The organism is Tersicoccus solisilvae, assembly GCF_014643255.1.
Lineage (GTDB): Bacteria > Actinomycetota > Actinomycetes > Actinomycetales > Micrococcaceae > Tersicoccus > Tersicoccus solisilvae.
The window spans coordinates 1-23590 of sequence record NZ_BMJI01000030.1 but is presented as its reverse complement, the minus strand read 5'-3'; the positions used below and the strand labels follow the sequence as shown (position 1 = coordinate 23590).

Here is a 23590-nt window from a genome sequence, read left to right as displayed (position 1 = left end):
CGTGCCCACGCCCGCCGGCCCGCTCAGCGGGTCCATCCTCGACCTGGGCACGTGGCGCCAGGCGCGCGACGCCGCGCGGTGGGTCGCCGGCGGGCGACGACCGTGACCGCCGGACGGGTCCACCGCCCGTCCGTGCTCGTCGTGCTCGGACTGGTCGCCGCCCTGGTGCTCGCGCTGCTGCTGCTCCCCGCCGCCGGCGCGCACGCCGCGCCCACCGCCCCCGCGGTCCCCAGCCCGCCCGCCACCCCGGCGAATCCCGGCACGGGCGGTCTGAACGTGCAGATCAACGGGGCCAACGGCACCCCGTCGGCCGCGGTCGTGGCCCTGCTCGGCATCACCCTGCTCTCGGTGGCGCCGGCCCTGCTGCTGATGATGACGTCGTTCACCAAGATCTTCGTCGTCCTGGCCATGACCCGGAACGCGCTCTCCCTGCCGAGCATCCCGCCGAACCAGGTGCTCGCCGGGCTCGCCCTGTTCCTCTCGCTGTTCGTCATGTTCCCGGTCGTCAACCAGATCACCACGGACGCGATCCAGCCGTACCTGAACGGGACCATCGACGTGGACACGGCGCTGCGCCTGGGGTCCGGCCCGCTGCAGTCGTTCATGGTGGCGCACACCCGGCAGGAGGACATCGCCCTGATGACCCGCGCCGCCGGCCTGGACAACCCCGCCACCCCGCAGAGCGTGCCCCTGCAGACGCTGATCCCGGCGTTCATGATCTCGGAGCTGCGCGCGGCCTTCATCATCGGCTTCGTCATCTTCATCCCGTTCCTGGTGATCGACCTGGTCGTCTCCGCGGCGCTGATGTCGATGGGCATGATGATGCTCCCGCCGGTGATCATCTCCCTGCCGTTCAAGATCCTGCTGTTCGTCCTCGTCGACGGGTGGGGCCTGATCATCACCTCGCTGATCCAGAGCTATCAGGGGACCGGATGAACACCAGCGCCGTCCTCGACATCGGTCTGCAGTCGCTGCTGATCGCCGCCAAGCTCTCCGCGCCCGTCCTCGTCACCGCGCTCGTCGTCGGGCTCGCCATCTCCCTGCTGCAGTCGATCACCCAGATCCAGGAGATGACCCTCTCCTTCGTGCCGAAGGCCATCGCCGTCGCCATCGCCCTGCTGGTCAGCGGCCACTGGATGATCACCGAGATGGTCGGCTTCACGCACGACATGATGGACCGCATCCCCGAACTGCTCGCGGGGTCCATCGGATGACGCTGCCCATCGACTTCGCCTGGCTGCAGACCCTCGGGCTGGCCGCCGTGCGGTTCACCGCGTTCCTCGTGATCGCCCCGCCGTTCTCCTCGCCGGCGTTCCCCGCCCGGATCAAGGCCATGCTCGGAGTTGGGCTGGCCCTGGCGGTGACCGGCCGGATCCAGCGTGCGGGCGAGATCGATGCGGTCACCCTGATCACCGGCCTGGCGCTGGAGGCCGCCACCGGATTCGCACTCGGCTTCCTGGTCTCCGTCATCTTCTCCGCGGTTCAGGCCGCCGGCTCCCTGATCGACGTGTTCTCGGGCTTCCAGCTGGCCCAGGTGTACGACCCGCAGACCGCGGTCAACGGCGCCCAGTTCACCCGGCTCATGCAGATGACGGCGCTCGCCCTGCTGATCGCCTCCGACGGATACCAGCTGGTGCTCACCGGGCTGACCGGCTCCTTCGGTGCCCTCCCCGTGGCCGGCGGGCTGGACCTGACCCGCCCGGTCGAGGCGATGACGAACGCGGTGGGCGGCATGCTGGTCGCCGCGGTGCAGATCGCCGGGCCGCTGGTGGTCGTGCTGTTCCTCGCCGACGTCGGGCTCGGCCTGCTGACCCGGGTGGCGCCGGCGCTGAACGCGTTCTCCCTCGGCTTCCCGCTGAAGACCATGCTCACCCTGGCCCTCGGGTCCATCCTCTTCCTCGCCCTGCCCCGGGTCGTCTCCGCGCTCGCCGGCGACGCCGCGCAGGCCCTGACCGGGGTCGGCTGAGATGGCGGACGCACAGGAGAGAACCGAGGAGGCCACCGACAAGCGGATGCGGGAGGTCCGGTCCAAGGGCAAGCTCTCCCGCTCCCAGGACGCCACCGCCTGGATCGCCGTCGGCGCGGCCGCCGTCATGGTCGTGCCGACGATCGCGGCCGGCGAGACGGCGCTGCGCCGCCAGCTCGCCGTCGTCCCGCAGATCATCGCCCACCCCGACCCCGAGGCGGCCACCCGAGCGCTCGGCGACGCGTTCTCCGACCTCGGCGGCGTGCTCGGCCCGCTGTTCGCCGTCGTCGTGGCCGCCGTCCTCGCCGGCTCCGTGCTGCAGGGCGGCATCCACGTCAAGAAGTTCCGCCTCACCGGCGAGCACTTCGAGCTCGTCAAGGGCTTCGGCCGCATGTTCGGCGGCCAGGCGCTGTGGGGCGGCGCCAAGGCGCTGCTGAAGACCGGCGTCGTCGCCCTCGTGCTGGTCTTCGCAATCCAGTCCCTCGTGCCCGTGCTGATGACCGCCGGGGGCCTGCCGATCACGGGCCTGCTGGCGGCGGCCGCCGGTGGGGCGGCGTCCCTGCTCCAGGGCGCCGTCATCGCCGGCCTCCTCCTCGCCGGCCTCGACGTCCTCGTCGTCGCCCGGCGGAACCGGAAGCAGACCCGGATGACCAAGCGCGAGGTCAAGGACGAGAGCAAGAGCAGCGAGGGCGACCCGCTGATCCGCTCGCAGCGTCGGGCTCGGCAGATGGCGATGAGCCGGAACCGGATGATCACGGCGATCGGGGACGCCGACGTCGTGCTGGTCAACCCCACCCACGTGGCCGTCGCCCTGACCTACGAACCGGGCCGCTCCGCTCCGCGCGTCGTCGCCAAGGGTGCCGACAGGATCGCCGACCGCATCCGCGCCGAGGCGAAGGACAAGGGCGTGCCCATGGTCAAGGACATCTCGTTGGCCCGCGCCCTGCACGGGGCGTGCGACGTCGGGCAGGAGATCCCCGTGGAGCTCTACACGGCCGTCGCCGGGGTGCTCGCGTTCGTCATGTCGCTGGCCGCCCGCGGCGTCACCGGCGGCGTCCACGAGGTCCCCGCCGACCCGGCCGCCCGCGTCGGCGGAGCGCTGCTCGGACCCCGGATGGCCGTCCGATGACCGCCGTCTGCAGCCCCGCCCCGACCCCTCGCCCGACCGTGAACCGCAGAGGAGCGCGACCGTGAACCGTGGACTGACCCGCCTGGCGGTGCCCGTCGGCATCGTCGGCATCGTGCTGCTGCTCGTCGTGCCGATCCCGGCCCCGCTGCTGGACGTGCTGATCGTCTGCAACATCCTGCTGGCCCTCGTCATCCTGCTCACCAGCATGTTCGTCAAGAAGCCGCTCGACTTCTCCGTGTTCCCGTCGCTGCTGCTCGTGGCCACCCTGTTCCGGCTCGGCCTGAACGTCGCCTCCACGCGGCTGGTCCTGGGCGAGGGCCACGCCGGGCAGGTGATCGCCGCATTCGGGTCCGTGACCGTCGGCGGGTCGCTGATCATCGGCGCCGTCATCTTCCTCATCCTCGTGGTCATCCAGTTCGTCGTCGTCACCAAGGGCGCCGAACGCGTCGCCGAGGTCGGGGCCCGGTTCACCCTGGACGCCATGCCCGGCAAGCAGATGGCCATCGACGCGGACCTGAACGCCGGCCTGATCACGGACACGCAGGCCCGGGAGCGGCGGGCCGAGGTGTCCGCGGAGGCGGACTTCTACGGTGCCATGGACGGCGCGTCGAAATTCGTCAAGGGCGACGCCATCGCCGGCATCGTCATCATCGCGATCAACATCATCGGCGGCATCGCGATCGGCATGCTGCAGCGCGGCCAGGAGCTGACCGACGCCGTCAACACCTACAGCCTGCTCACCATCGGCGACGGCCTGGTCACCCAGATCCCCGCCCTGCTGATGGCCGTCTCGACCGGCATGATCGTGACCCGGTCCAACGCGGAGGCCGACCTCGGGCGAACCGCGTCGTCGCAGCTGAGCCAGTCCCGCACGGCGCTGCTGGTGGCCGGCATCGGGGCGATCGCGATGGCGGTGATCCCCGGGATGCCGCCGTTGCCGTTCCTCGTCATCGGGGCCGGGCTGATCATCGTCTCCCGCCGGATCACGGACCGGCCCGAGGCTGCCGAGACCGAGACGGAGGAGGCTCCGGAGCCGGACCCGACGGCCGTGCTGATGCAGCAGATGCGCGCCCAGCCGGTGGAGATCCTGCTCGCCCCGGACCTGATCGACCTGGTCGGCTCCGGCGGGGACGACCTGCTCTCCCGGGTCAAGGTGCTGCGCCAGGAGATCGCCATGCAGCTGGGCATGGTGCTGCCCCCGGTGCGCACCCGGGACAGCGTGGAGCTGCCCCCGGCCACCTACCTGATCCGGGTGGCCGGGGTCGACGTCGGCCGCGGCACCGCGCCGGCCGGGTCGGTGCTGGCCCTCGGCGAGTTCCTCGACGCCCTGCCGGGCACCCCCGTCGTCGAGCCGGTCTTCGGGCTGGCCGGCCGCTGGATCCCGGCGGAGCTCGCCCACAGCGCCGAGATGACGGGCGCGACGGTGATCGACCGGGTCTCGGTGATCGTCACCCACCTCTCCTCGATCGTCACCACGCACGCGGCCCGCCTGCTCTCCAGCGACGACGTCAAGAGCCTCACCGACGCCGTCAAGGAGGCCCGCCCGGCCGCCGTCGACGGCCTGGTCCCGTCGCTGCTGTCCCTGCCCGAGCTGCACCGGGTGCTGCAGGGCCTGCTGGCCGAGCAGGTGCCGATCAACGACCTGCCCCGCATCCTCGAGGCCCTCTCCCTGCGGGCGAAGTCGTCCACCGACCCGGAGGGCCTGATCGAGTCGGCCCGGCAGGCGCTCGGCCCGGTGATCGTGCAGAAGCACGCCGACGGGGGCGTCCTGCCCGTCATCACCCTCGACCCGGCCCTGGAGATGGGTCTGCTCGCCGACCTGCGCCCGGGTGAGCACGGCACCCAGTTGGTGCTGGAGGCTCCCCGGCTGGACGCGCTCATGAACGCGTTCACCGTGGCCGTCTCCGCCGCCGAGCAGACCGGCCGCCCGGGGGTGCTGGTGTGTGCGCCGGCACTGCGACCGGCGCTGCGGCGGCTGCTGCCCGCCCCGCCGTCCGGGGTGCCGGTGCTGTCCTACAGCGAGGTGACCGCCGGCGCGGTTTCCGTCGAGACGATCGGAGTGGTCCGCCATGGCGCCGCACTTGCACCTGAGCGGTGACACGCTCGAGCAGGTCCGGGAGACCCTGCACAGCCGTTACGGAGGCGCGGCCCGGCTCGTCTCCGCGGACAAGGTCCGCGACGGCGGGCTGGCCGGCCTGCTCGGCCGCTGGCACGTCGAGGTGGTCGCCGAGCTGCCCGACGGCGTGACCGTCCAGGACGCCGGGGACACCGTGGCCGCCCGGGACGCGGGGCTCGACGCGGGGGAGGAGGCGCGGCGCACCGCCGAGCACGCTGCCGCGGCGCACGCCCTGAGCGGCCGTTCCGGCCTGGCCGCCCTGCTCGCCGCCGCCGACGACGAGGAGGAACTGCTGCAGGCCGCCACGCTCACCGAACCGGGCGCCCCTCGTCCCGTGCTCGCGGCGGACACGCCGGCCACCCGCGGTCAGGACTTCGCCGCCCTGCTGGTCCGGCTCGGCGACGCGCAGCCGGGGGCACCCGGGTCGGCGCGGGAACCACTGCCGCCCGGGCCGCCGGCGACGGACGTGCCGGGCCCGGCGGTGCTGCGGGCGGCCGGGGATCTCGTGCTCGTGCTGGGCGTCGGTGCCCGCGCCCTGCGGACCGCGCGGACGATGGCGGTGGTGGTGGGTGGCCAGCTGCACACGGCCGGCGCGTGCGCGGACGCCGCCCTGCCCCACGTGCAGTCGCCCCGATCGGCGATCGCCGCCCGTGCCGGGGCGGTCCGCGCGGGCACGAGCGCCGTCGTCGGCTACGGGCTCGGTTCCCCGGTCAGCCTGGGCACCCGGGCCGAGGTGACGGCCCAGCTCTCCACCGCGGTCGGTCTCGGGGCGGATCAGGTGTGGTTGGTGGTCGACGCGCGGCACAAGCCGGAGGACATCGACCCGTGGGTGCGACGGATCTCGTCCCGGGTGCCGATCGACGCGCTCGCCGTGATCGGGGCGGACGAGACCGGGAGCCCGGAGACGATCGCCGAGCTCGGGCTGCCGGTAGGCTGGGTCGACGGCGGCCCGGCGAGCCGGTCACTGCGGTGATCCCCACGCCTCGCGCCGTCGCCACGGCGCCGTCCAGGGAAGGAGTCCGCCGATGCTGGTCCTGACCCGCAAGCCCGGTGAGAAGATCATGCTGGGCGACGACATCGTCATCACGTTCCTCGAGAACCGCGGGGGCGAGGGGATCCGCATCGGGATCGACGCCCCCCGGCACGTGCGGATCAAGCGGCACGAGATCTTCACGGCGGTCGCCGACGCCAACCGGCAGGCGGCCGCCGAGTCCCCGGACACCGAGCAGGCGCTGCTCGGGCAGCTGCCCCCGGTGTCCGGGCAGGACTGAGCACACCGCCCCGCGGGACGAACCCGGGCCCGGCCGATCAGCGCAGCAGGTCGCTCAGTTCGGACGGGACCAGATCGGTCAGTGCCATCCGCGCGCGCAGTCGCGCCCGCCCGGCCAGCGCCGCCGCGATGTCCGCGTCGACGTCCGCCTCGTCCGGACCGGCCAGCCCGTCCGGCGGGACGCCGTCCGCCTCGGCGCCGGCGGACGGGGGAGCGGAGCCCGCGGTCTCCCGCACCGCCAGCAGCGTCACGATCCGGTCCCGCTCGGCCTCGATCTCGCGGACCCGCTCGCGCATCGTCACGCGGTGATCGGTGAGAATGGCGTCCAGCGGGGCCGCCGCGTCCGCCGCCAGGTCCTGGAGCGAACGATCGACCTCGGTGGCGGACATCACCGTCCGTTCCAGGGTCGCGACGCGCAGCGCCTCGACCGCGGCCAGGAGGGCGTCCACCGTGCGCTCGAGCCAGCGTTCGCCGGACTGTTCGAGGTGCAGCCGCACCGTCTGCAGCGAGAAGAGCACCTCGTCGAGCGCACGTCGTTCGTGCCACACGAGGCTCGACAGATCGGTGTCGACCACGGGTCCTCCTCCACCTCCGGGGCCGCGAACACGCCGACGGCGCGCCGTCGTTCGGACACGCCGATGACGTGGCATACTCGCTCTTCCAGAACTTGAAGCTTGTGCTATTTTACCGATAACGCAGGGATCGGCTTTGGGGGCTGAGACCGGCGCCGCCCGGACCGCACCGCGGACGGACTCCCATCAGGTCTCACGACGCCCGGCACGGCCGGGCGCGGATGACCCCTGGTCTCAAGTGGGGAAAATTGGATATCGAACACCGTAACCGGCTGGTGGTGGAGAACCTCCCCCTCGTCGGCTACCTGGTTTCCGACCTGTGCGCGCGGGCTACGCATCTCTCCCGCGATGATCTCGCCGCTGCCGGTGCGCTGGCCCTCGTGCTCGCCGCCGACTCCTTCGACGACGAGCTGGGCGTCCCCTTCGGGGCCTTCGCCCGGCGACGCATCCAGGGCGCCTTCCTGGACGAACTCCGGGCGGGGGACTGGGCCACCCGGTCCGCCCGCAAGCGGATCAAGAGCACCCTTGCCGTCGCCGAGACGCTGACCGCGTCCCTCGGCCGCGCCCCGACCTCCGACGAGATCGCCTCGGCGCTGGGGTCGACCCGCGCCGAGGTGGACGCGGCCCTGGCGGACGCCGCCCGCACCGTCTCCACCATCGACGAGTCGGTCGAGGACCGAGTCGCCTCCTCGGCGGTGGGGCCGGAGGAGGCCACCCTCGCCGCGGAGCGCTCCCGCTACCTGGCGGCCGCCGTCCGCGCGCTTCCCGAGACCATCCGGATCGTCGTCGAGGCCGTGTACCTGCAGGGCCGGGCAGTCAAGGACGTCGCGGCGGAGCTGGGCGTCACGCACGCGGCCGTGTCGCAGCGCCGCGCGGAGGGCATCCGGCTGCTCCGGGACGGGCTGGCCGTGCACTACGCCGACGACCCCGCGCGCCGGGCGGCGCCGAATCCGCAGCTCGCCGCGGGCCGCCGCACCGCCTACCTCGGGGCGCTCTCCGATCTGACCACGGCGTTCCATCGCCCCACCGCACCGCGCATCGCACCGGTGATCGCGACCGCCGGCTGAGCGGTCCCCGCAGGCCGAGCCTGCCCGCGAGCCCGCGGGGTCGGATCCAGCCCCGGCCCCGTGGATGACAGCGAAGCCCCCTGACCGGCCGGTCAGGGGGCTTCGTTCACGTGCAGGCCGGCGGTCAGGATGGTGGCCAGGACGTAGATCGCCATCAGGACGCGTGCGACCACGAACAGCGGTCCCGGCACCGGAACGGTGGCCCGGGCTCCGGAGCTGAGGGTGGTCGTCGTCGCGGTCACGCCGGAGAAGAACACGATCTCGAAGACGACGGCGGCGGCCACGACGAAGCCCCCCGTCGACGGCGTGCGCAGGTCGACGAGGGGCTGACGGAGCCTCCTGCCAGAATCGAACTGGCGACCTTCTCATTACGAGTGAGACGCTCTACCAACTGAGCTAAGGAGGCATGGCGCGCGGCGGCGCCCACGACACTCTACGGCAGGGCCGATCGCCAGGCAAAACGGGATCCACCGGCGGAGTTCACGCCGAGTTGGGCACCCATTCAGCGGGCGTCTGTACGCCGCGGCGAGGGTGAGCAGCGGCCCACCCGCCGTCGTGAGGACACTCGACCATGCTCGCGCAGGACACCTTCCGTTCGCTGTCGACGGTGCCCACCCGCCTGGTCTGCCTGGACATGAACGGCACCACCGTCGAGGACGACGGCCTGGTGCTGGAGTGCTTCGGGGACGCGTTGACCAGTCAGGGCGTGGCCCCGGGCAGCGCCGCCCACCTGACCATGCTCAGCTTCGTCGAGCAGACGATGGGCAGTTCCCGGCTCGAGGTCTTCAAGCGGCTGTTCGGTTCCGCGCCGGGCCGCGCGCTGGCCGCCAACCGGGTGTTCGAGCGCGGGTTCGCCGCTGCCGCGTCCGGCGGTCGGGTGCGCGCGGTCGACGGGGCGGTCGACGTGCTGCTGCGGCTCCGGGACGCGGGGGTCCACGTCGCACTGACCACCGGATTCTCGCGGCAGACGCAGAACCAGATCCTCGAGCTGCTCGGCTGGACCGGGCTGGTCGATCTGAGCCTGTGCCCGGAGGACGCCGGCCGCGGCGCGCCGTACCCCGACATGGTGCTCACGGCGCTGCTGGCGCTGGACCTGGACGACGTGCGCGAGGTGATGACCGTCGGGGACAGCCGCGCCGCCGTGCTCGCCGGGCACCGGGCCGGCGCGGGCGCCAACGTCGGGGTGCTGACCGGACCCCACCGGGAGACGGACCTGCTCGAGGCCGGGGCCGACGTCGTCGTCCCCTCCGTCCGCGCCGTCCCCGACGTGCTCGCGGCCCGGGCGGCGTGAGGGCGGGCTCAGTCCCGGAGGCGGCTCAGCAGCGCAGCCCGTCCTGCGGCACGGTGCCGTCGACGAGGTAGCCGTCGACGGCGTCGACCACGCACGTGTCGCCCTGGCCGTAGGCGGTGTGGCCCTCACCCTCGAAGGTGATCAGCCGGCCGCTCTGCAACTGGTCGGCCAGGGAGCGGGCCCAGGCCACGGGCGTGGCGGGATCGCCGGTCGTCCCGATCACGACGATCGGCTCCGCGCCGGCGGCGTCGAGCGGGTGCGGCGCGGAGACGGGCCGGTGCGGCCAGGAGGCGCAGGTCAGGCCGCCGTAGCCGAAATACCGGCCGAGGGTGGGGGAGGCCTGCTGAAGGGCCGCCGCGTCGTGGCGCATCGCGGCCGGGTCCGTCTCCATGGGGTAGTCCAGGCAGTTGACCGCCTGGAAGGCGAACGTGCTGTTGGCGGTGTATCGGCCGTCCTGCTCCCGGTCCGCGCCGATGTCCGAGAACCGGATCAGGTCGCCCGGGTCGCCGGAGGCGGCATTCGCGACCGCCACGTTCAGCGCCTCCCAGCTCTGCTCGTTGTACAGCGGCAGGATCAGCCCGGAGGCGAGCATCCCGACGGTGGCCTTGCGCCCGTCCGCGACGGTCTGCGGGCTGCGTTCCGCGTCGGTGAGCAGGGTGCGGACCAGGGCGACGCCCTCGTCGGCGGAGGAGAACGCACAGGACGACGCCCGCGTGCACGCCTCGGCCCAGCTGCGCAGGGCCTGCTCGAACGCCCGCGCCTGGCCGAGGGTGAGCTCCTCGTTGCTCAGGGACGGGTCGACGGCACCGTCGAGCACCAGCCGTCCGGCCCGGTCCGGGAACAGGTCGGCGAACGTGGCCCCGAGCTGGGTGCCGTAGGAGTAGCCCAGGTAGGTCAGTCTCGTCTCGCCGAGCACGGCGCGGATGACGTCGAGGTCCCGGGCGGCGCTGACGGTGTCCATGTGCCCGAGCACCGGTCCGCTCTTCTGCCGGCAGGCGGCCGCGACCTGCCGCTGCAGCTCGGTGGCGCGGGCGAGGCCGGCGGCCGTCGCGGGATCGGAGTCGTCCTGCCGGTAGGCGTCCCGCTGCTCGTCGGTCAGGCAGGTGATGCCGGCGGACCGGTCGACGCCGCGCGGGTCGAAGCTGACGACGTCGAACCGCTCGCGCAGGGTCTTCGACGTGACCGCCTCGAGGCTGTCGCGGACCATGGTGTAGCCGGAGCCGCCCGGTCCGCCCGGATTCATCACGAGGGAGCCGACCCGGTCGCCGGAGGCGCCCTTGCGGATCAGCTGCAGCGCGATCGTGTCACTCGCCGGGCGGGCGTAGTCGACGGGGACCGTGACCTTCGCGCACTCGAAGGACTTCTCGCACCCGGTCCACTGCACCTGCTGGGTGTAGTAGGCCTTGAGGTTCTCCGGGGTGCCGGCCGTCGCCGACGGGTTGGCCGAGGGCGCCGCCTTCTGCGCCGGCAGCAGGGTGCACCCGCTCAGGGTCAGCGCGACGGCGCTGAGCATCGCCAGCACGGCGACCGCGCGGGAGCGGGCGCGAGGGCGGCGCGCCGGCGGGGTGGGCGGGTCGGTCGGGGCGGGCGCACGGCGCATGGGGCTCCTCACGAGAGCAGGCTGACGGTCATCGCCTCCAGGGCGAGCAGGGGAGCGACGTTGGCCGCGAGGCGCTCGCGGGCCTCGGCGATCGCGTCGATGCGCCGCAGCGTGGTCTCGGGGGAGCTGGCCGCCGCGAACTCCCGCAGCGTGATGTCGAGGTGGCCGTTGACGAGATCGCTGCGCGCGCCGAGCTGCAGCACCAGCACGTCGCGGTAGAACGTGCTGAGGTCGGTCATCGCCCGGTCCAGGGCGTCGCGCTGGCTGCGGGTGGCACGCCGCTTCTGCTCGTCCGCCAGGTGCTTGAGCTGGGATCGCACCGCGGGCGGCACCTTGTCCTGTTCGGTGAGCCCGAGGGCGGTGAGCAGTTCGGCCTTCTCCGTGGCGTTCCTCGCGACCGTCGCCGCTTCCGCGTCGGCCTGGGCGAGGTCGACCAGGGTGCCGGCCGCGCGCACCGCGCCGCTGACGTCGGAGAGCCGCAGCGGCAGGGTGACGATCTCGTCGCGCCGGGCCCTCGCCTCCGGGTCCCGGGCCAGCCGGCGGGCGACCCCGATGTGGCTCTGCGCCATCCGGGCGACGGTCAGGGCGGTGGCCGGTTCGACGCCGTCGCGCCGGGTGAGCAGGGCCGCGACGTCGTCCACGGGCGGGATCCGCAGGCCGACGGGCCGGCAGCGGGACCGGATGGTGACGATGACGTCGGCGGGGCTGGGCGCGCACAGCATCCAGAGGGTGCGCGGCGGCGGCTCCTCGATGGCCTTGAGCAGCACGTTGGTGGTCCGCTCCACCATCCGGTCCGCGTCCTCGATGATGATGATGCGCCACCGCCCGGACGAGGGCTTGTCCTGGGCGCGGGAGATCAGCGCGCGCACCTCCGCGATGGCGATGGTGACCTTGTCGGTCGCCATCCGGGTGACGTCCGCGTGGGTGCCGGCGAGGACGGTGTGGCAGGCGTGGCACTGCCCGCACCCGCGGTCGGCCGGGTCGGGCCGTTCGCACTGCAGTGCGGCCGCGAAGGCTCGGGCGGCGTTGGAGCGGCCGGACCCGGGCGGCCCGGTGAACAGCCACGCATGGGTGGGGGCGCCCTCCGCCGCGGCCCGGCGCAGGGCGGTGACGACGGGGGCCTGACCCTGCAGGTCGTCCCAGACGCTCACCGGTGGTCCGCCAGGCGACCCGCCGCGCGCGTCGTGGTGGCGCCGGACTCGGCTCCTGGTTCGGGCAGGGGGATGACAGCGGTGTCGTCCGGCGGGGGCGCGGTGAGCCGGCCGGCGGCGGAGGCGGCGTCGGGCACGTCCGGCAGGGAGCCGTCCGCGAGGCGGAGGACGGCGTCGCCCACCCGCGCGGCGATCTCACCCACGGGCAGGGTGCCGTCCAGCACCAGATACCGGTCCGGGCTGGTCGCGGCCCGGTGGAGGAAGGTCTGCCGGATGACCGTGTGGAAGTCGTCGGGCTCGGATTCCATCCGGTCCTCGGGGGCGCGACCCGCACGCCGGTCCCGGCCGGCCCGCGGGTCGACGTCGAGCAGGATGGTCAGGTCGGGCTGCAGGCCGCCCGTCGCCCAGGCGTTGATCGCCTCGACGTCGGCGCTGCCGAGCCCGCGACCGGCGCCCTGGTACGCGATCGAGGAGTCGACGTAACGGTCGGTGACGACGTCGCGACCGGCGGCGAGGGCCGGGCGGATCACCTGCTCGACGTGGGCGGCGCGGGCGGCCGCGAAGATCAGGGACTCGGTGCGCGCATCGACGACGACGTCGCCGTGCTCGAGGACCAGGGAGCGCAAGCGCTCGCCGACCGGGGTGCCTCCGGGCTCCCGGGTGGTCAGCACGGCGTGGCCGGCCGCCGTCAGCCGTTCGGCGAGGCGCCGCACCTGGGTGGACTTGCCGGCGCCGTCGCCACCCTCGAACGCGATGAACACGCCCCGCCGCCGGTCCGTCGACGGTTCCCGGGAGCCGGGTCCGACGGTGTCGGCGTGGGCGGTGTCGCCCGGGGCGCGGCCGTCCTCGTCGGGGGAGGGGGCCGGGCGCGGATCCGGGGCGGTGCTGCTCACGGTTCCAGCGTATCGGCCGCCCCCGACGGTTCCCGACGGCGTCCGGCCACCTGCCGCCGTCGGCACCGCGTCCTGGAGACCCCGCCCCGCTATCCCGACGCCCCGGTATCCCGTCGACTATCGAGGATTTGTCGTTCCGACCCGCGTCCGACGACATTTTCTCGATAGTCGACGGGCCGAGGCAGAGAAGGAGTCGGCCGGTGACGCACGCGTCCGCGTGACCGATCGGCGCTGTGATTGGCTGGCTCCATGACCGAGACCGCCCCCGTCGCGCCCACCGCCCCCGTCGCCGTCGTCACCGGTGCCTCCACCGGCATCGGTGAGGCCACCGCCCGCCGGCTGCGCGGTGAGGGCTGGACCGTCTACGCCGTGGCCCGCCGTGAGGACCGGCTGGCCGCCCTGGCGGAGGAGACCGGCGTCATCGCCGCCGCGTGTGACATCACCGTCGAGGCCGAGGTCACCGCGCTGCGGGATCGCGTGCTGGCCGAGCAGGGCCGCGTCGACGCGCTGCTGAACATCTCGGGCGGCGCCCGCGGCACCGACCGGGTGGGCGACGCGAAGGACGAGGACTGGGCCTGGATGTACGAGGTCAACGTGCTCGGCACCATGCGCCTGACCCGGGCGTTCCTGCCGGCCCTGCGGGAGAACGGGGAGGGCACGGTGCTGAACCTGACCTCCCTCGCCGCGCAACGCGCCTACGAGGGCGGCGGCGGGTACAACGCGGCCAAGTTCGCCGAGCACGCGATGACCGAGGCGCTGCGGTTGGAGGAGGTCGAGCACAACCTGCGGGTCATCGAGATCGCGCCGGGGCTCGTGCACACCCCCGAGTTCTCCCTCAACCGGCTGGGCGGCGACGCGGAGGCGGCCGACCGGGTGTACGCCGGCGTCGAGAAGCCGCTGACCAGCGACGACGTCGCGCGAGTCTGTGTCTTCGCGGTCACGCTGCCGCACCACGTCGACCTCGACCTCGTGACCATCAAGCCGGTCGCGCAGGCCGCTCCCCACAAGGTGATCCGCCGGTAGGTCGACGATCGCCGAGTCCGTCGGTTCCGCCCTGCGGTTCGGCCGAGTCCGTCGGTTCCGCCCTCAACCCGGGGGATAAGACCACGGCCTGAGGGCGTGACCGACGGACTCACGTCCGGAGCAGCCCGTCGGAGCGGCCCGCCGGAGCCGACGGACTCACGTCCGGAGCAGCCCGCCGGAGCAGCCCGCCGGAGCCGACGGACTCACGTCCGGAGCAGCCCGGTGTCCGGGCCGACGCCGGCGAGGACCGGAGCCGGGGGTGCGCCGACGCCGACATGTCCGGCCGTGCGGCGCGTCTAGGCTGACGGGCATGACCGACCGCTCACCCCAGCCCCAGCCGGAGGACTCCAGCACCGAGCACGACACCGCACCCGAGCCCGTCGACGTCAGGCGGCTCGCCCCGGACTCGCTCGTCGTGGCCGCCGGACGGCCGGCACGCACCGCCGAGGCGCCGGTCAACCCGCCGATCTGGCTCTCGTCGACCTATCACTCCGTCGGCCCGGTCGACCCGTTGCGCCGTTCCTACGGGCGGTCCGAGAATCCGAGCTGGGAGCCCTTCGAGGAGGCCCTGGGCGAGCTCGAGCGCTCATCCCTACCGGCGCTGCTGTTCTCCTCCGGGATGGCCGCCGTCGACGCCGCGCTGACCCTGCTGCCCCCGGGCGGCACCCTGGTGATCCCGCGGCACAGCTACCAGGGCAGCCTGGTCGCGGTGCACGAGGCCGAGTCCCGCGGTCAGCTGACCGTGGTCGAGGTGGACGTCGCCGACACCGACGCCGTGATCGCCGCCCTGCCCGGCGCCGCGATGCTCTGGCTGGAGAGCCCCACGAACCCGATGATGGAGATCGCCGAGATCGCGGTCCTCACCCGCGCGGCGCACGCGGCCGGCGCGCTCGTCGTCGCCGACAACACCTTCTGCACGCCGCTGCTGCAGCGGCCGCTGGACCTCGGTGTCGACGTCGTCGTCCACTCGGTGACCAAGTACCTCGCCGGTCACTCCGACGTCATCCTCGGCGCCGTGGTCACCTCCGACGCCGAGCTGCGCGCCCGCCTGCTGCGCACGCGCACCGTCCGCGGCGCGATCGCCGGCTCGTTCGAGGCGTGGCTGGCCCTGCGGGGGCTGCGCACGCTCGCCATCCGGCTCGAGCGGTCCGAGGCGACGGCGGCACTGCTCGCGGCGCGGCTGGCCGAGCACCCCGCGGTCGGCCGGGTCCGCTACCCGGGGCTGCCGGACGACCCCGGTCACGCCCGGGCGGCCGCCCAGATGAGCGGCTTCGGCTCGATCCTCGCGCTCGAGACCGCGGGCGGGGCGCACGCCGCCGAACGGCTCACCGAGCGGGTGCGACTGTGGTCTCCGGCGACGTCCCTGGGTGGCGTCGAGTCCCTCGTCGAACGGCGCCGGCGGCACGAGACCGAGTCGCTGACCGTGCCCACCAACCTGGTGCGGCTCTCGGTCGGGATCGAGAACGCCGAGGACCTCTGGGCCGACCTGGCCGGTGCGCTCGCCTGAGCCAACTCGCGCTGGCGGAGGGGGAGGACGGACGGGCCGGCTCACGGCGGGAGCGCGGATCCGCCCGATACACTGGGCCCGTGGCTCTCATCACGTGGTCCCAGACGATCCTCTTCGTCGCCCTCTCCCTCGTCGCGTTCGGCATCGAGCTGTGGGCCCTGGTGGACTGCGCCCGGAACAAGACCACGGATTTCCAGCGGGCCTTCAAGCGGACGAAGGGCTTCTGGCTCGGCGTCACCGGCGCCGCGGCCGCCTGCGGGTTCCTCGCCATCCCGTACCCGATCGGGCTCGGCCTGCTGCCGATCTTCATCCAGCTGATCGCGGTGACGGCGGCCTGTGTCTACCTCGCCGACGTCCGGCCGGCCCTGAAGTCGGTGCGCGGCACCACCGGCAACACCGGCCCCTACGGCCCCTGGTGAACCGGCCCCTGGTGACGCGCACCCGCTGACCTCAGCCGTCGGCCGGTGCGACGGCGCTCCACGCGACCGTCACCTCGCCGAGCCGCCACCGCGCGGGGGAGTCCAGCAGCGGCCAGCCCGCCCGCCGCATCGCCGCGCACGCGTGCAGGAACCGCTGCCGTCGGCCGAACGAGGCGACGGCCGCCGCCTCCTCCCAGCACCGGTCGAACGCCTGCAGGAACCGGTGCACCGCCTCGCCGGGAACGTTGCGGTGGATGAGCACCTTCGGCAGGCGCTCCGCCACGTCCGAGGGGCGCTCGACGGCGGTGAACTTCGCCGAGAGGGTCAACGACACCGGGCCGTCCGCGTCCAGGGTCACCCAGGTGGCGCGCCGACCCAGTTCGTCGCACGTGCCGTCCACGGCCAGGCCGCCGGGTCCGAGCCGGGACCGCAGCAGGTCCCAGTGCCCCGGCACCTCGTCGACCGGGTACTGGCGCAGCACGTTGAAGGCTCGCAGCAGCACGGGCCGGCGGCCGGGCAGCGGCACCTCGAACCCGCCGAGCCGGAAGTCCAGGCCGGTGCGGCGCAGCGGCAGGGCGCGGCGGACCCGGTCCGGCTCGATCTCCAGGCCCACCACCTCGGTGCGAGGGGCGACGGCGCGCAGCCGGGTGAACAGCTCGACCGCCGTCGCCGGGTGCGCGCCGTAGCCGAGGTCCACGACGAGGGGGTCGACCGCGCAACGGAGCCGGTGGCCCTGCGTCGCCGTCAGCCAGCGGTCCACCCGGCGGAGCCGGTTGTGGCCGGTGGTTCCCCGGGTGACGGTCCCGACCGGCCTGCTGTGCACCCCGATACCCTACGGGCGCGAGGAGGCGGCGTCGGCCCATCGTGAGGCGTCCCACAGCGGGAGGACGATTGGCCGGGCCGGTGCGGTGCGGCAGACTGAGGGCATGACGCAGACCCACACGCTGATCCTGCTCCGGCACGGTCAGAGCGACTGGAACGAGAAGAACCTCTTCACCGGGTGGGTGGACGTCCCGCTCACCGACCAGGGGCGCACCGAGGCGGTGCACGGCGGCGAGCTGCTGCAGCAGCGCGGGCTGCTGCCGGACGTGCTCTACACCTCACTGCTGCGCCGCGCGATCGTCACCGCCGACCTGGCGCTGGACGCCGCGGACCGGCTGTGGATCCCGGTCAAGCGGGACTGGCGCCTGAACGAGCGCCACTACGGCGCCCTGCAGGGCAAGGACAAGGCGCAGACCCTCGCCGAGTTCGGCGAGGACCAGTTCATGCTGTGGCGCCGCTCCTACGACACCCCGCCGCCGCCCATCCCCGACGACGACCAGTTCAGCCAGGCGAACGACCCCCGGTACGCGGACCTGGGCGACGACGTCCCCCGCACCGAGTGCCTCAAGGACGTGCTCGAGCGGCTGATGCCGTACTGGGAGTCGGACATCAGCGCGGACCTCAAGGCCGGGAAGAAGGTGCTCGTCACCGCGCACGGCAACTCGCTCCGGGCCCTGGTCAAGCATCTGGACGGCATCAGCGACGACGACATCGCCGGCCTGAACATCCCCACCGGCATCCCGCTGCACTACGAGCTGGACGAGAACCTCACACCGGTCAAGCCCGGTGGCACCTACCTGGACCCGGACGCCGCGGCGGAGGCCATCAAGGCCGTCGCGAACCAGGGCAAGAAGTAACGGCACCACCGGCAGAACAGGGGAAGGGCCCCGGACGCTGCGTCCGGGGCCCTTCCCCGTGCGGTCGTGCGGCGCTCGTCAGGCGTCGTCGGCGCCGACCCGGCCCTCCAGGGCGTCGGCGTCCCACTCCCCGGTCACCAGATAGGTGACCTTCCGGGAGACCGAGACCCCGTGGTCCCCGAACCGCTCGAAGTATCGGCTGGCCAGCACGACGTCGGCGGTGCGGGCGGGCGACTCGGCCCACGCCGCGTCGCCGACCGCGTCGAACACGCTGCGGTGCAGCTCGTTGATGCGCCCCTTCAGCTGTTGGATGCGGGTGGCGTGGCTGAGGTCGCGGGTGTCCAGGAGCTCGACCACGGCGCCGGCGATGTCGGCGTCGAGCCGGGCCATCTCCTCGAAGGTGCCGACCAGGCTCGGGGGCGCGACGGGGTGCGGGTACCGCATCCGGGCCAGCTGGGCGACGTGCCGGGCGAGGTCGCCCATCCGCTCGAGCGAGGTGCTCATCCGCAGCGCGCCGACGATCATCCGCAGGTCCGACGCCACGGGACCCTGTCGGGCGAGGATGTCGATGGCGCGTTCGTCGAGCTCGGTCTGCAGGAAGTCGATCCGGGCGTCGGCCGCGATCACGTCCTCGGCGAGCTCGACGTCGGCGTTCTCGTAGGCGGTGGCGGCCTTCTCCACCGCCGCCCGCACGAGGGTGGCGATCTGGATGAGCTCGTCACCCACCTGATGCAGCTCTGCCTGGAAAACCTTGCGCACGTGGCGTCCTCTCGTGATGACCCGTCGTCCCCGTTCCGCCGTCGTCCGCGCCGCGTGGATCACACGGTCGCGCCGGGCACCCGGCGGAACACCAACCAGCAGGGTCGCAGCCGGGCGTGAACGAGAATCGCTGGTGAGGTGAACGTTAGCTGAACGGGCCCGCGACGGTTCAGGACGGCCCCGGGAGGGCCTCGGCCCGTGCCTACACTGAGCGGGTGGATCCGGTGGTGCTCGCGGTCGGCGGCGGTGTGGTCGGGCTGGCGCTCGGCGCCGTCGGGCTGCTGGCGTACCGGTTCAGCGGCCGCAACCGGCGCTCCGTGGTCGACGTCGACGAACCGGTGCTGCCGGACGGGGCGCTGGAGGTCCTCTCCGTGCTCGGCATGGCGTTCATCGTCGTCGACGACGTCGACGGCGTCGTCCGTGCCAGCCCCGCCGCCTACGCCCACGGGTTGGTCCGCGGGCACACCGTCGTGCACCCGGAGATCCTCGCCATCGTCGCGCGCGTCCGGCAGGACGGCGTGATCGAGGAACGCCAGTTCGAGCTCTCGCGCGGCCCGCTCGGCGAGTCGAGCAGCATCGTCCAGGTCCGGGTCGCGCCCCTGGGCGCCGAGTACTGCCTCATCCTCGCGGACGACCGCACGGAGATCATCCGCACCGAGCAGGTCCGCAACGACTTCGTCGCCAACGTCTCCCACGAGTTGAAGACCCCGGTGGGCGCGATCTCGCTGCTCTCGGAGGCCCTCGACGACGCGGCCGACGACGAGGAGGCGGTGCGCCGGTTCGCCGGCAGGATCCACCGCGAGTCCGGGCGGTTGAGCGCGCTCGTGCAGGACATCATCGAGCTGTCCCGGCTGCAGAGCGCCGACGTCGTCTCCGCGGGCTCCGTGGTCGACATCAACACGGTGATCGCCGACGCGGTGGACCGGAACCGGCTCGCCGCGGAGGCCCGGCAGATCCGCGTCGACGTCGGCGGCCACGTGAACCGACCGGTGCACGGCGACGCGGACCTGCTCATGACGGCGTTCCGCAACCTCATCGACAACGCCATCCGGTACTCCCCGCCCGGCAGCAAGATCGGCGTGGGCCTGCGGTCCCGCGACGACGTCGCCCTCGTCTCCGTCTCCGACCAGGGGCCCGGCATCCCCGAGGACGAGCAGGACCGCATCTTCGAACGGTTCTACCGCATCGACGCCGCGCGCTCGCGGGCCACCGGCGGGACCGGACTGGGCCTGAGCATCGTCAAGCACGTCGTCGCCCGGCACGGCGGCGAGGTCACGGTGTGGTCGAAGGTGGGCCACGGGTCCACCTTCACGGTCCGGCTGCCGCAGATCGACGCGCAGGAACGCACCGGCCCCGACGCCCGCACCCCGCGCCCCGAGCGCCCGCGCCGTCAGCCGATGACGAGCCGGCTGCGCGTCCTCGCACCGGCGCCCCGGCCCGATCCGGCCTCCCTCGACACCCCGAGGGTGCCGCCCGATCCCGCCCGACCCGACCCGACCCGCCCCGATTTCCCCCGGCACCAAGGAGCCCGCCCGTGAGCAAGATCCTGATCGTGGAGGACGAGGAGTCCTTCAGCGACCCCCTGTCCTACCTGCTCGGCAAGGAGGGCTACGAGGTCGCGGTCGTCGACAACGGCACCGACGCGATCAGCGAGTTCGACCGGGACGGGGCGGACCTGGTGCTGCTGGACCTGATGCTGCCGGGGCTCTCGGGCACGGAGGTGTGCCGGCAGCTTCGCCAGCGCTCCAACGTGCCGGTGATCATGCTGACCGCGAAGGATGCCGAGATCGACAAGGTCGTGGGCCTCGAGCTGGGTGCCGACGACTACGTCACCAAGCCCTACTCCTCCCGGGAGCTCGTCGCCCGGGTGCGGGCCGTGCTGCGCCGGCAAGGTGAGCCCGAGGAGCTGATCAGCGCCACGGTGGAGGCCGGACCGGTGCGGATGGACGTGGACCGCCACGTGGTCACCGTGGGCGGGGATCAGGTGCCGCTGCCGTTGAAGGAGTTCGAGCTGCTCGAGATGCTGCTGCGCAACGCGGGCCGGGTGCTGACCCGCGGGCAGCTGATCGACCGGGTCTGGGGATCCGACTACGTGGGTGACACCAAGACCCTCGATGTGCACGTCAAGCGGCTCCGGTCCAAGATCGAGCCCGACCCGTCCCTGCCGCGTCACCTGGTGACGGTGCGCGGCCTCGGGTACAAGTTCGAGGTCTGACACCCCGCCGCCGACAGCACGATGCCCCGCCCGGTGAGCCGGGCGGGGGATCGTCGTGTCGACGTCGTGCGCGGAGCGTCAGCCGTGGCTGGCGGTCTCGGACGACGTCGCCGTGGGCGTCGCCGAGGCGGTGCCGGTCGGCGACGGGGTGCCGGGCACGAGGGTGCGGTACTCGGAGAGCGTGCCGTCCACGACGGGCACCCGGACCGTCGTGGAGGTCCCCGAGACGGACTCGGTCATGGTCAGCTCGACCATCGACCCGGGCCGCTGGTCGACCTCGCCGATGTTCACGGCCGGCTCCTGCTGCAGGTAGTACTCCCCGCTCGCCGGCACCTTCACCTGCACCTGCGTGCCGCTGGCACCGCGCAACGACACCGTCGACTCGCGATCGGCGTCGTTGAAGAACGCTCCGCCCAGGCGCGCGGGGGAGCCCTCGGCGGCGGCCGCGACGAAGAGGTTGCGCGCCTGCACGTCGCCGGCGGACGCGGACACGCCGTCCGACGCGTCGTAGGACATCTGGGTGGCCTGCTGGTTCACGGCCTGGCAGCCGGTGGCGGCCAGCACGGACAGGGAGGCGACCAGGACGACGCCGGCCTGGCGGACGCGGGTGCTCGCAGCGGTTCTCACGGTCTGGCGCTCCTCATCGGTGGTGCTCGAAGGATCGGGGTGGCAACAGCTCCCAGACTAACCGTTCCCGGGCCACGTCCGTGCCCGGCGCGGCCGGTCGAGGCGGCCGGACCGGCCAGATGACGCCGAAGTCGGCGGGAAGGCCCGTGATAAACTCGTACCCGGGAAAGGGGAATATACATATGGTGTTCGAGGTCGGCGAGACGGTTGTTTACCCCCACCACGGGGCGGCGAAGATCGAAGAGATCAAGATGCGAACCGTACGCGGCGAAGAGAAGATGTACCTCAAGCTGAAGGTCGCTCAGGGCGACCTGACCATCGAGGTCCCCGCCGAGAATGTCGACCTGGTCGGCGTGCGCGACGTGGTCGGCAAGGAAGGCCTGGAGCACGTGTTCGACGTGCTGCGGGCGGAGTTCACCGAGGAGCCGACCAACTGGTCCCGGCGCTACAAGGCCAACCTGGAGAAGCTCGCCTCGGGCGACGTCGTCAAGGTGGCCGAAGTGGTCCGCGACCTGTGGCGGCGCGACAACGACCGCGGCCTGTCCGCCGGGGAGAAGCGGATGCTGGCCAAGGCGCGGCAGATCCTGATCTCCGAGCTGGCGCTCGCGGAGAAGACCGACGAGGAGAAGGCGGCCGGCGTCCTGGACGAGGTGCTGGCCTCCGCCTGAGGCGCTCACTCACCCGCACGACCCGATGGGGTCCTCCGCAGAACGCGGAGGACCCCATCGGTGTCTGCGGGTGCCGTCACCCCGACGCGAAGGGATCGATGGCGGTGTGGATCCAGTCCCACACCGCCGTGGTGACGGCGTCCGTGAGCAGGAGCGACGGGGTGCCCGCCGCGCCGACCTCGACGTAGGCGCCGCCCGAGGCGGTCGGTGGGCGCTCCGCCAGCCGGAGGATCGCGGTCGCGGCCGTGGCGGGCGACGTGGCGATCGCGGCCCCGCCCGGCCAGTGACGGATGCCGGCGAGCAGCAGCCGAGCGGCCGGCGGCGCGGTGGTGGCGGCGGTCGACGGCACGAAGCCCGGGCACACGGCGTCGGCGTGAAGGCCTGCGCGGCCCCGGCGCCGCTCCCACTCGAGCGCCAGGGCCAGCTGGAGGAACTTCGCGGTGCGGTACGCCCGTCCGGGGCGGTACCGCCGCTGGCGGGCGGCGAACGGCAGATCCGCCGGGCTGGTCCCGCGGTGCAGCCGCGAGGTGACGAACACCGAGCGGGCGGGCCGGCCGCTGTCGCCCTGCAGGAGGGTGGACAGCAGCGCGGGAGCCACCGCGTGGATCTGCAGCGTCTCCTCGATGCCGTCGATCGTCAGGCTCCGGTGTCGCGGCGGGCGGAGGGTCCCGGCGTTGTGGACGATGCGCGGCACCGGCCCGAGCGCCGCCCGGAGGGCCCGAGCAGTGACCGCCACGGCCGCCAGGGAGCGCAGATCGAGGATCTCGGTGCGCAGGCGCTCACGCTGCCGCTCCGGCACCGACGCGCTCAGCACCTGCGCCGCCTCCGCGGACCGCATGGTGGATACCTCCCGGACATCTCTCTTGCTTGGAAAGATACTCGCCAAGGGAGAAGGAGGGAAGGGTGGCCCCGCCGACCCGCGCGGACGCTCGACCTCAGCCCGCGTCGAGCTCCCGCAGCAGGGCCTCGGCCAGCGGCAGGTCCTCGGCGAAGGTGATCTTCAGGTTCGTGGCGGGCGCCGGCACCCAGCGGGCCGCCACCTGGCCGTACGCCGTGACGACGCTGGCCGTGTCGGTGCCCGCGAAACCGCCGGCACGGGCGGCCGCGTGGGCGTCCCGCACGAGCACGGCCGTGAACGCCTGGGGCGTCTGGACCGCCACCAGCGGACCGGTGCGGTCGGGCAGCAGCACCGCGCCGTCGCCGGTGACGACCGCCAGCTCCTGCCGCAGCACGCCGGGGACCGCGCCACCGCGGTCGCGGGCGGTCGCGATCACCCTCGCGCACAGGTCGGCGTCGGCCAGCGGGCGGGCCGAGTCGTGGAACGCGATGACGTCGACGGCGCCCTCGGCGATCCGTGCCGCGAGGTGCGTCAGGGCGGCGTCCTCCGACTCCTGCCGGGTCGCGCCGCCGATGACGAGCTCGACGGGGACGCCCGCCGAGGCGACCACCGCGCGGGCCCGCGCCTCGTCCTGCGCACGGATCACCGCCACGACCGGGCCCACGGCGGGCAGGGCGGCGAACCGGCGCAAGGAGTGGGCGAGCACCGTCGTCCCGGCCAGGGGCAGGTACGCCTTGTTGACCGGGGCCCCGAACCGGGTGCCCGAACCCGCCGCGAGGACGACCGCCGCCACCCGCCCG

At 73.3% G+C, this 23590-nt stretch carries 26 protein-coding genes and 1 tRNA gene; 16 read left to right on the top strand and 11 right to left on the bottom strand.

Going from position 1 to position 23590, the window contains the following annotated elements:
- Nucleotides 1–102 precede the first annotated feature (102 nt).
- From fliP to IEX22_RS14740, 7 genes are all read left to right on the top strand, one after another.
- On the top strand, nucleotides 103–936 hold the full coding sequence (fliP, locus tag IEX22_RS14770; RefSeq protein WP_188669161.1) for a flagellar type III secretion system pore protein FliP: 834 nt from the start codon (nucleotides 103–105) through the stop codon (nucleotides 934–936).
- Entirely contained in the window at nucleotides 933–1214 is a 282-nt protein-coding gene (gene fliQ, locus IEX22_RS14765) for a flagellar biosynthesis protein FliQ (RefSeq protein ID WP_188669160.1), read from the top strand. Before fliP ends, fliQ begins: the two co-directional genes overlap by 4 nt.
- Nucleotides 1211–1966 carry a flagellar biosynthetic protein FliR gene (locus IEX22_RS14760; protein ID WP_188669159.1) on the top strand — a complete coding sequence of 252 codons (756 nt, stop codon included), beginning with the start codon at nucleotides 1211–1213 and terminating at the stop codon, nucleotides 1964–1966. The genes fliQ and IEX22_RS14760 overlap by 4 nt, the downstream gene beginning before the upstream one ends.
- A gap of 1 nt (nucleotide 1967) precedes the next feature.
- On the top strand, nucleotides 1968–3095 hold the full coding sequence (locus tag IEX22_RS14755; protein ID WP_188669158.1) for an EscU/YscU/HrcU family type III secretion system export apparatus switch protein: 1128 nt from the start codon (nucleotides 1968–1970) through the stop codon (nucleotides 3093–3095).
- A gap of 61 nt (nucleotides 3096–3156) precedes the next feature.
- Nucleotides 3157–5193, top strand: a complete 2037-nt coding sequence (locus IEX22_RS14750; RefSeq protein ID WP_188669157.1) for a flagellar biosynthesis protein FlhA — start codon at nucleotides 3157–3159, stop codon at nucleotides 5191–5193.
- Nucleotides 5165–6184, top strand: a complete 1020-nt coding sequence (locus IEX22_RS14745) for a hypothetical protein (RefSeq protein ID WP_188669156.1) — start codon at nucleotides 5165–5167, stop codon at nucleotides 6182–6184. Before IEX22_RS14750 ends, IEX22_RS14745 begins: the two co-directional genes overlap by 29 nt.
- Before the next feature lie 52 nt (nucleotides 6185–6236).
- Complete coding sequence (locus IEX22_RS14740; protein WP_188669155.1) at nucleotides 6237–6482, top strand: carbon storage regulator; 246 nt, start codon at nucleotides 6237–6239, stop codon at nucleotides 6480–6482.
- Between the two features lie 37 nt (nucleotides 6483–6519).
- Here IEX22_RS14740 and IEX22_RS14735 read toward each other — a convergent pair whose 3' ends face one another.
- A complete protein-coding gene (locus IEX22_RS14735; protein WP_188669154.1) occupies nucleotides 6520–7056 on the bottom strand; it encodes a hypothetical protein in 537 nt (178 codons plus the stop codon).
- 218 nt (nucleotides 7057–7274) lie between these two features.
- Between IEX22_RS14735 and IEX22_RS14730 the strand changes: the two genes are divergently transcribed.
- Nucleotides 7275–8120 carry a sigma-70 family RNA polymerase sigma factor gene (locus IEX22_RS14730; protein WP_438816635.1) on the top strand — a complete coding sequence of 282 codons (846 nt, stop codon included), beginning with the start codon at nucleotides 7275–7277 and terminating at the stop codon, nucleotides 8118–8120.
- 92 nt (nucleotides 8121–8212) lie between these two features.
- Here the strand turns inward: IEX22_RS14730 and IEX22_RS14725 are convergent, their stop codons facing one another.
- Both IEX22_RS14725 and IEX22_RS14720 read right to left on the bottom strand, forming a co-directional pair.
- Complete coding sequence (locus IEX22_RS14725) at nucleotides 8213–8404, bottom strand: hypothetical protein (protein WP_188669152.1); 192 nt, start codon at nucleotides 8402–8404, stop codon at nucleotides 8213–8215.
- 49 nt (nucleotides 8405–8453) lie between these two features.
- A tRNA-Thr gene (locus tag IEX22_RS14720) sits at nucleotides 8454–8526 on the bottom strand.
- 165 nt (nucleotides 8527–8691) lie between these two features.
- Here IEX22_RS14720 and IEX22_RS14715 point away from each other — a divergent pair.
- Nucleotides 8692–9411, top strand: coding sequence for an HAD family hydrolase (locus IEX22_RS14715; RefSeq protein WP_188669151.1), 720 nt, complete (start codon nucleotides 8692–8694; stop codon nucleotides 9409–9411).
- Nucleotides 9412–9436: 25 nt separating this feature from the next.
- On the opposite strand, the gene IEX22_RS14710 is transcribed toward IEX22_RS14715, so the two are convergent.
- Genes IEX22_RS14710 through tmk form a run of 3 tightly spaced genes read right to left on the bottom strand, consistent with a single transcriptional unit; the run spans nucleotide 9437 to nucleotide 12923 of the window.
- A complete protein-coding gene (locus IEX22_RS14710) occupies nucleotides 9437–11011 on the bottom strand; it encodes an alpha/beta hydrolase (RefSeq protein ID WP_188669150.1) in 1575 nt (524 codons plus the stop codon).
- An 8-nt stretch (nucleotides 11012–11019) separates the two neighbouring features.
- On the bottom strand, nucleotides 11020–12162 hold the full coding sequence (locus tag IEX22_RS14705; RefSeq protein ID WP_188669149.1) for a DNA polymerase III subunit delta': 1143 nt from the start codon (nucleotides 12160–12162) through the stop codon (nucleotides 11020–11022).
- Nucleotides 12159–12923, bottom strand: coding sequence for a dTMP kinase (gene tmk, locus IEX22_RS14700; RefSeq protein ID WP_188669164.1), 765 nt, complete (start codon nucleotides 12921–12923; stop codon nucleotides 12159–12161). Before tmk ends, IEX22_RS14705 begins: the two co-directional genes overlap by 4 nt.
- Nucleotides 12924–13304: 381 nt before the next feature.
- Here tmk and IEX22_RS14695 point away from each other — a divergent pair, with 381 nt between their 5' ends.
- The 3 genes from IEX22_RS14695 (at nucleotide 13305) to IEX22_RS14685 (ending at nucleotide 16004) form a co-directional block, all read left to right on the top strand.
- Entirely contained in the window at nucleotides 13305–14078 is a 774-nt protein-coding gene (locus tag IEX22_RS14695) for an SDR family oxidoreductase (RefSeq protein WP_188669148.1), read from the top strand.
- 310 nt (nucleotides 14079–14388) lie between these two features.
- A complete protein-coding gene (locus IEX22_RS14690) occupies nucleotides 14389–15585 on the top strand; it encodes a trans-sulfuration enzyme family protein (RefSeq protein ID WP_188669147.1) in 1197 nt (398 codons plus the stop codon).
- A gap of 80 nt (nucleotides 15586–15665) precedes the next feature.
- The gene (locus IEX22_RS14685) at nucleotides 15666–16004 is read left to right on the top strand and encodes a DUF2516 family protein (RefSeq protein ID WP_188669146.1); all 339 of its coding nucleotides are present in this window, start codon (nucleotides 15666–15668) and stop codon (nucleotides 16002–16004) included.
- A gap of 31 nt (nucleotides 16005–16035) precedes the next feature.
- On the opposite strand, the gene IEX22_RS14680 is transcribed toward IEX22_RS14685, so the two are convergent.
- Nucleotides 16036–16827 carry a class I SAM-dependent methyltransferase gene (locus IEX22_RS14680; protein ID WP_229660082.1) on the bottom strand — a complete coding sequence of 264 codons (792 nt, stop codon included), beginning with the start codon at nucleotides 16825–16827 and terminating at the stop codon, nucleotides 16036–16038.
- A 103-nt stretch (nucleotides 16828–16930) separates the two neighbouring features.
- Between IEX22_RS14680 and IEX22_RS14675 the strand changes: the two genes are divergently transcribed.
- Nucleotides 16931–17683, top strand: coding sequence for a phosphoglyceromutase (locus tag IEX22_RS14675; RefSeq protein ID WP_188669145.1), 753 nt, complete (start codon nucleotides 16931–16933; stop codon nucleotides 17681–17683).
- Between the two features lie 78 nt (nucleotides 17684–17761).
- Here IEX22_RS14675 and phoU read toward each other — a convergent pair whose 3' ends face one another.
- Nucleotides 17762–18442 (bottom strand): phosphate signaling complex protein PhoU, encoded by a 681-nt coding sequence (phoU, locus tag IEX22_RS14670; RefSeq protein ID WP_188669144.1) that lies wholly within the window; start codon nucleotides 18440–18442, stop codon nucleotides 17762–17764.
- Between the two features lie 215 nt (nucleotides 18443–18657).
- Between phoU and IEX22_RS14665 the strand changes: the two genes are divergently transcribed.
- Complete coding sequence (locus IEX22_RS14665) at nucleotides 18658–19980, top strand: sensor histidine kinase (RefSeq protein ID WP_188669143.1); 1323 nt, start codon at nucleotides 18658–18660, stop codon at nucleotides 19978–19980.
- Nucleotides 19977–20657 (top strand): response regulator, encoded by a 681-nt coding sequence (locus IEX22_RS14660; protein ID WP_188669142.1) that lies wholly within the window; start codon nucleotides 19977–19979, stop codon nucleotides 20655–20657. Before IEX22_RS14665 ends, IEX22_RS14660 begins: the two co-directional genes overlap by 4 nt.
- A gap of 78 nt (nucleotides 20658–20735) precedes the next feature.
- Here the strand turns inward: IEX22_RS14660 and IEX22_RS14655 are convergent, their stop codons facing one another.
- Nucleotides 20736–21284 carry a hypothetical protein gene (locus tag IEX22_RS14655; RefSeq protein WP_188669141.1) on the bottom strand — a complete coding sequence of 183 codons (549 nt, stop codon included), beginning with the start codon at nucleotides 21282–21284 and terminating at the stop codon, nucleotides 20736–20738.
- A gap of 182 nt (nucleotides 21285–21466) precedes the next feature.
- Between IEX22_RS14655 and IEX22_RS14650 the strand changes: the two genes are divergently transcribed.
- On the top strand, nucleotides 21467–21952 hold the full coding sequence (locus IEX22_RS14650; protein WP_188669140.1) for a CarD family transcriptional regulator: 486 nt from the start codon (nucleotides 21467–21469) through the stop codon (nucleotides 21950–21952).
- 76 nt (nucleotides 21953–22028) lie between these two features.
- On the opposite strand, the gene IEX22_RS14645 is transcribed toward IEX22_RS14650, so the two are convergent.
- Complete coding sequence (locus IEX22_RS14645) at nucleotides 22029–22790, bottom strand: Rossmann-fold NAD(P)-binding domain-containing protein (RefSeq protein ID WP_188669139.1); 762 nt, start codon at nucleotides 22788–22790, stop codon at nucleotides 22029–22031.
- A gap of 97 nt (nucleotides 22791–22887) precedes the next feature.
- The coding region (locus IEX22_RS14640) for an IspD/TarI family cytidylyltransferase (RefSeq protein WP_229660081.1) at nucleotides 22888–23590 on the bottom strand (703 nt) is incomplete at its 5' end.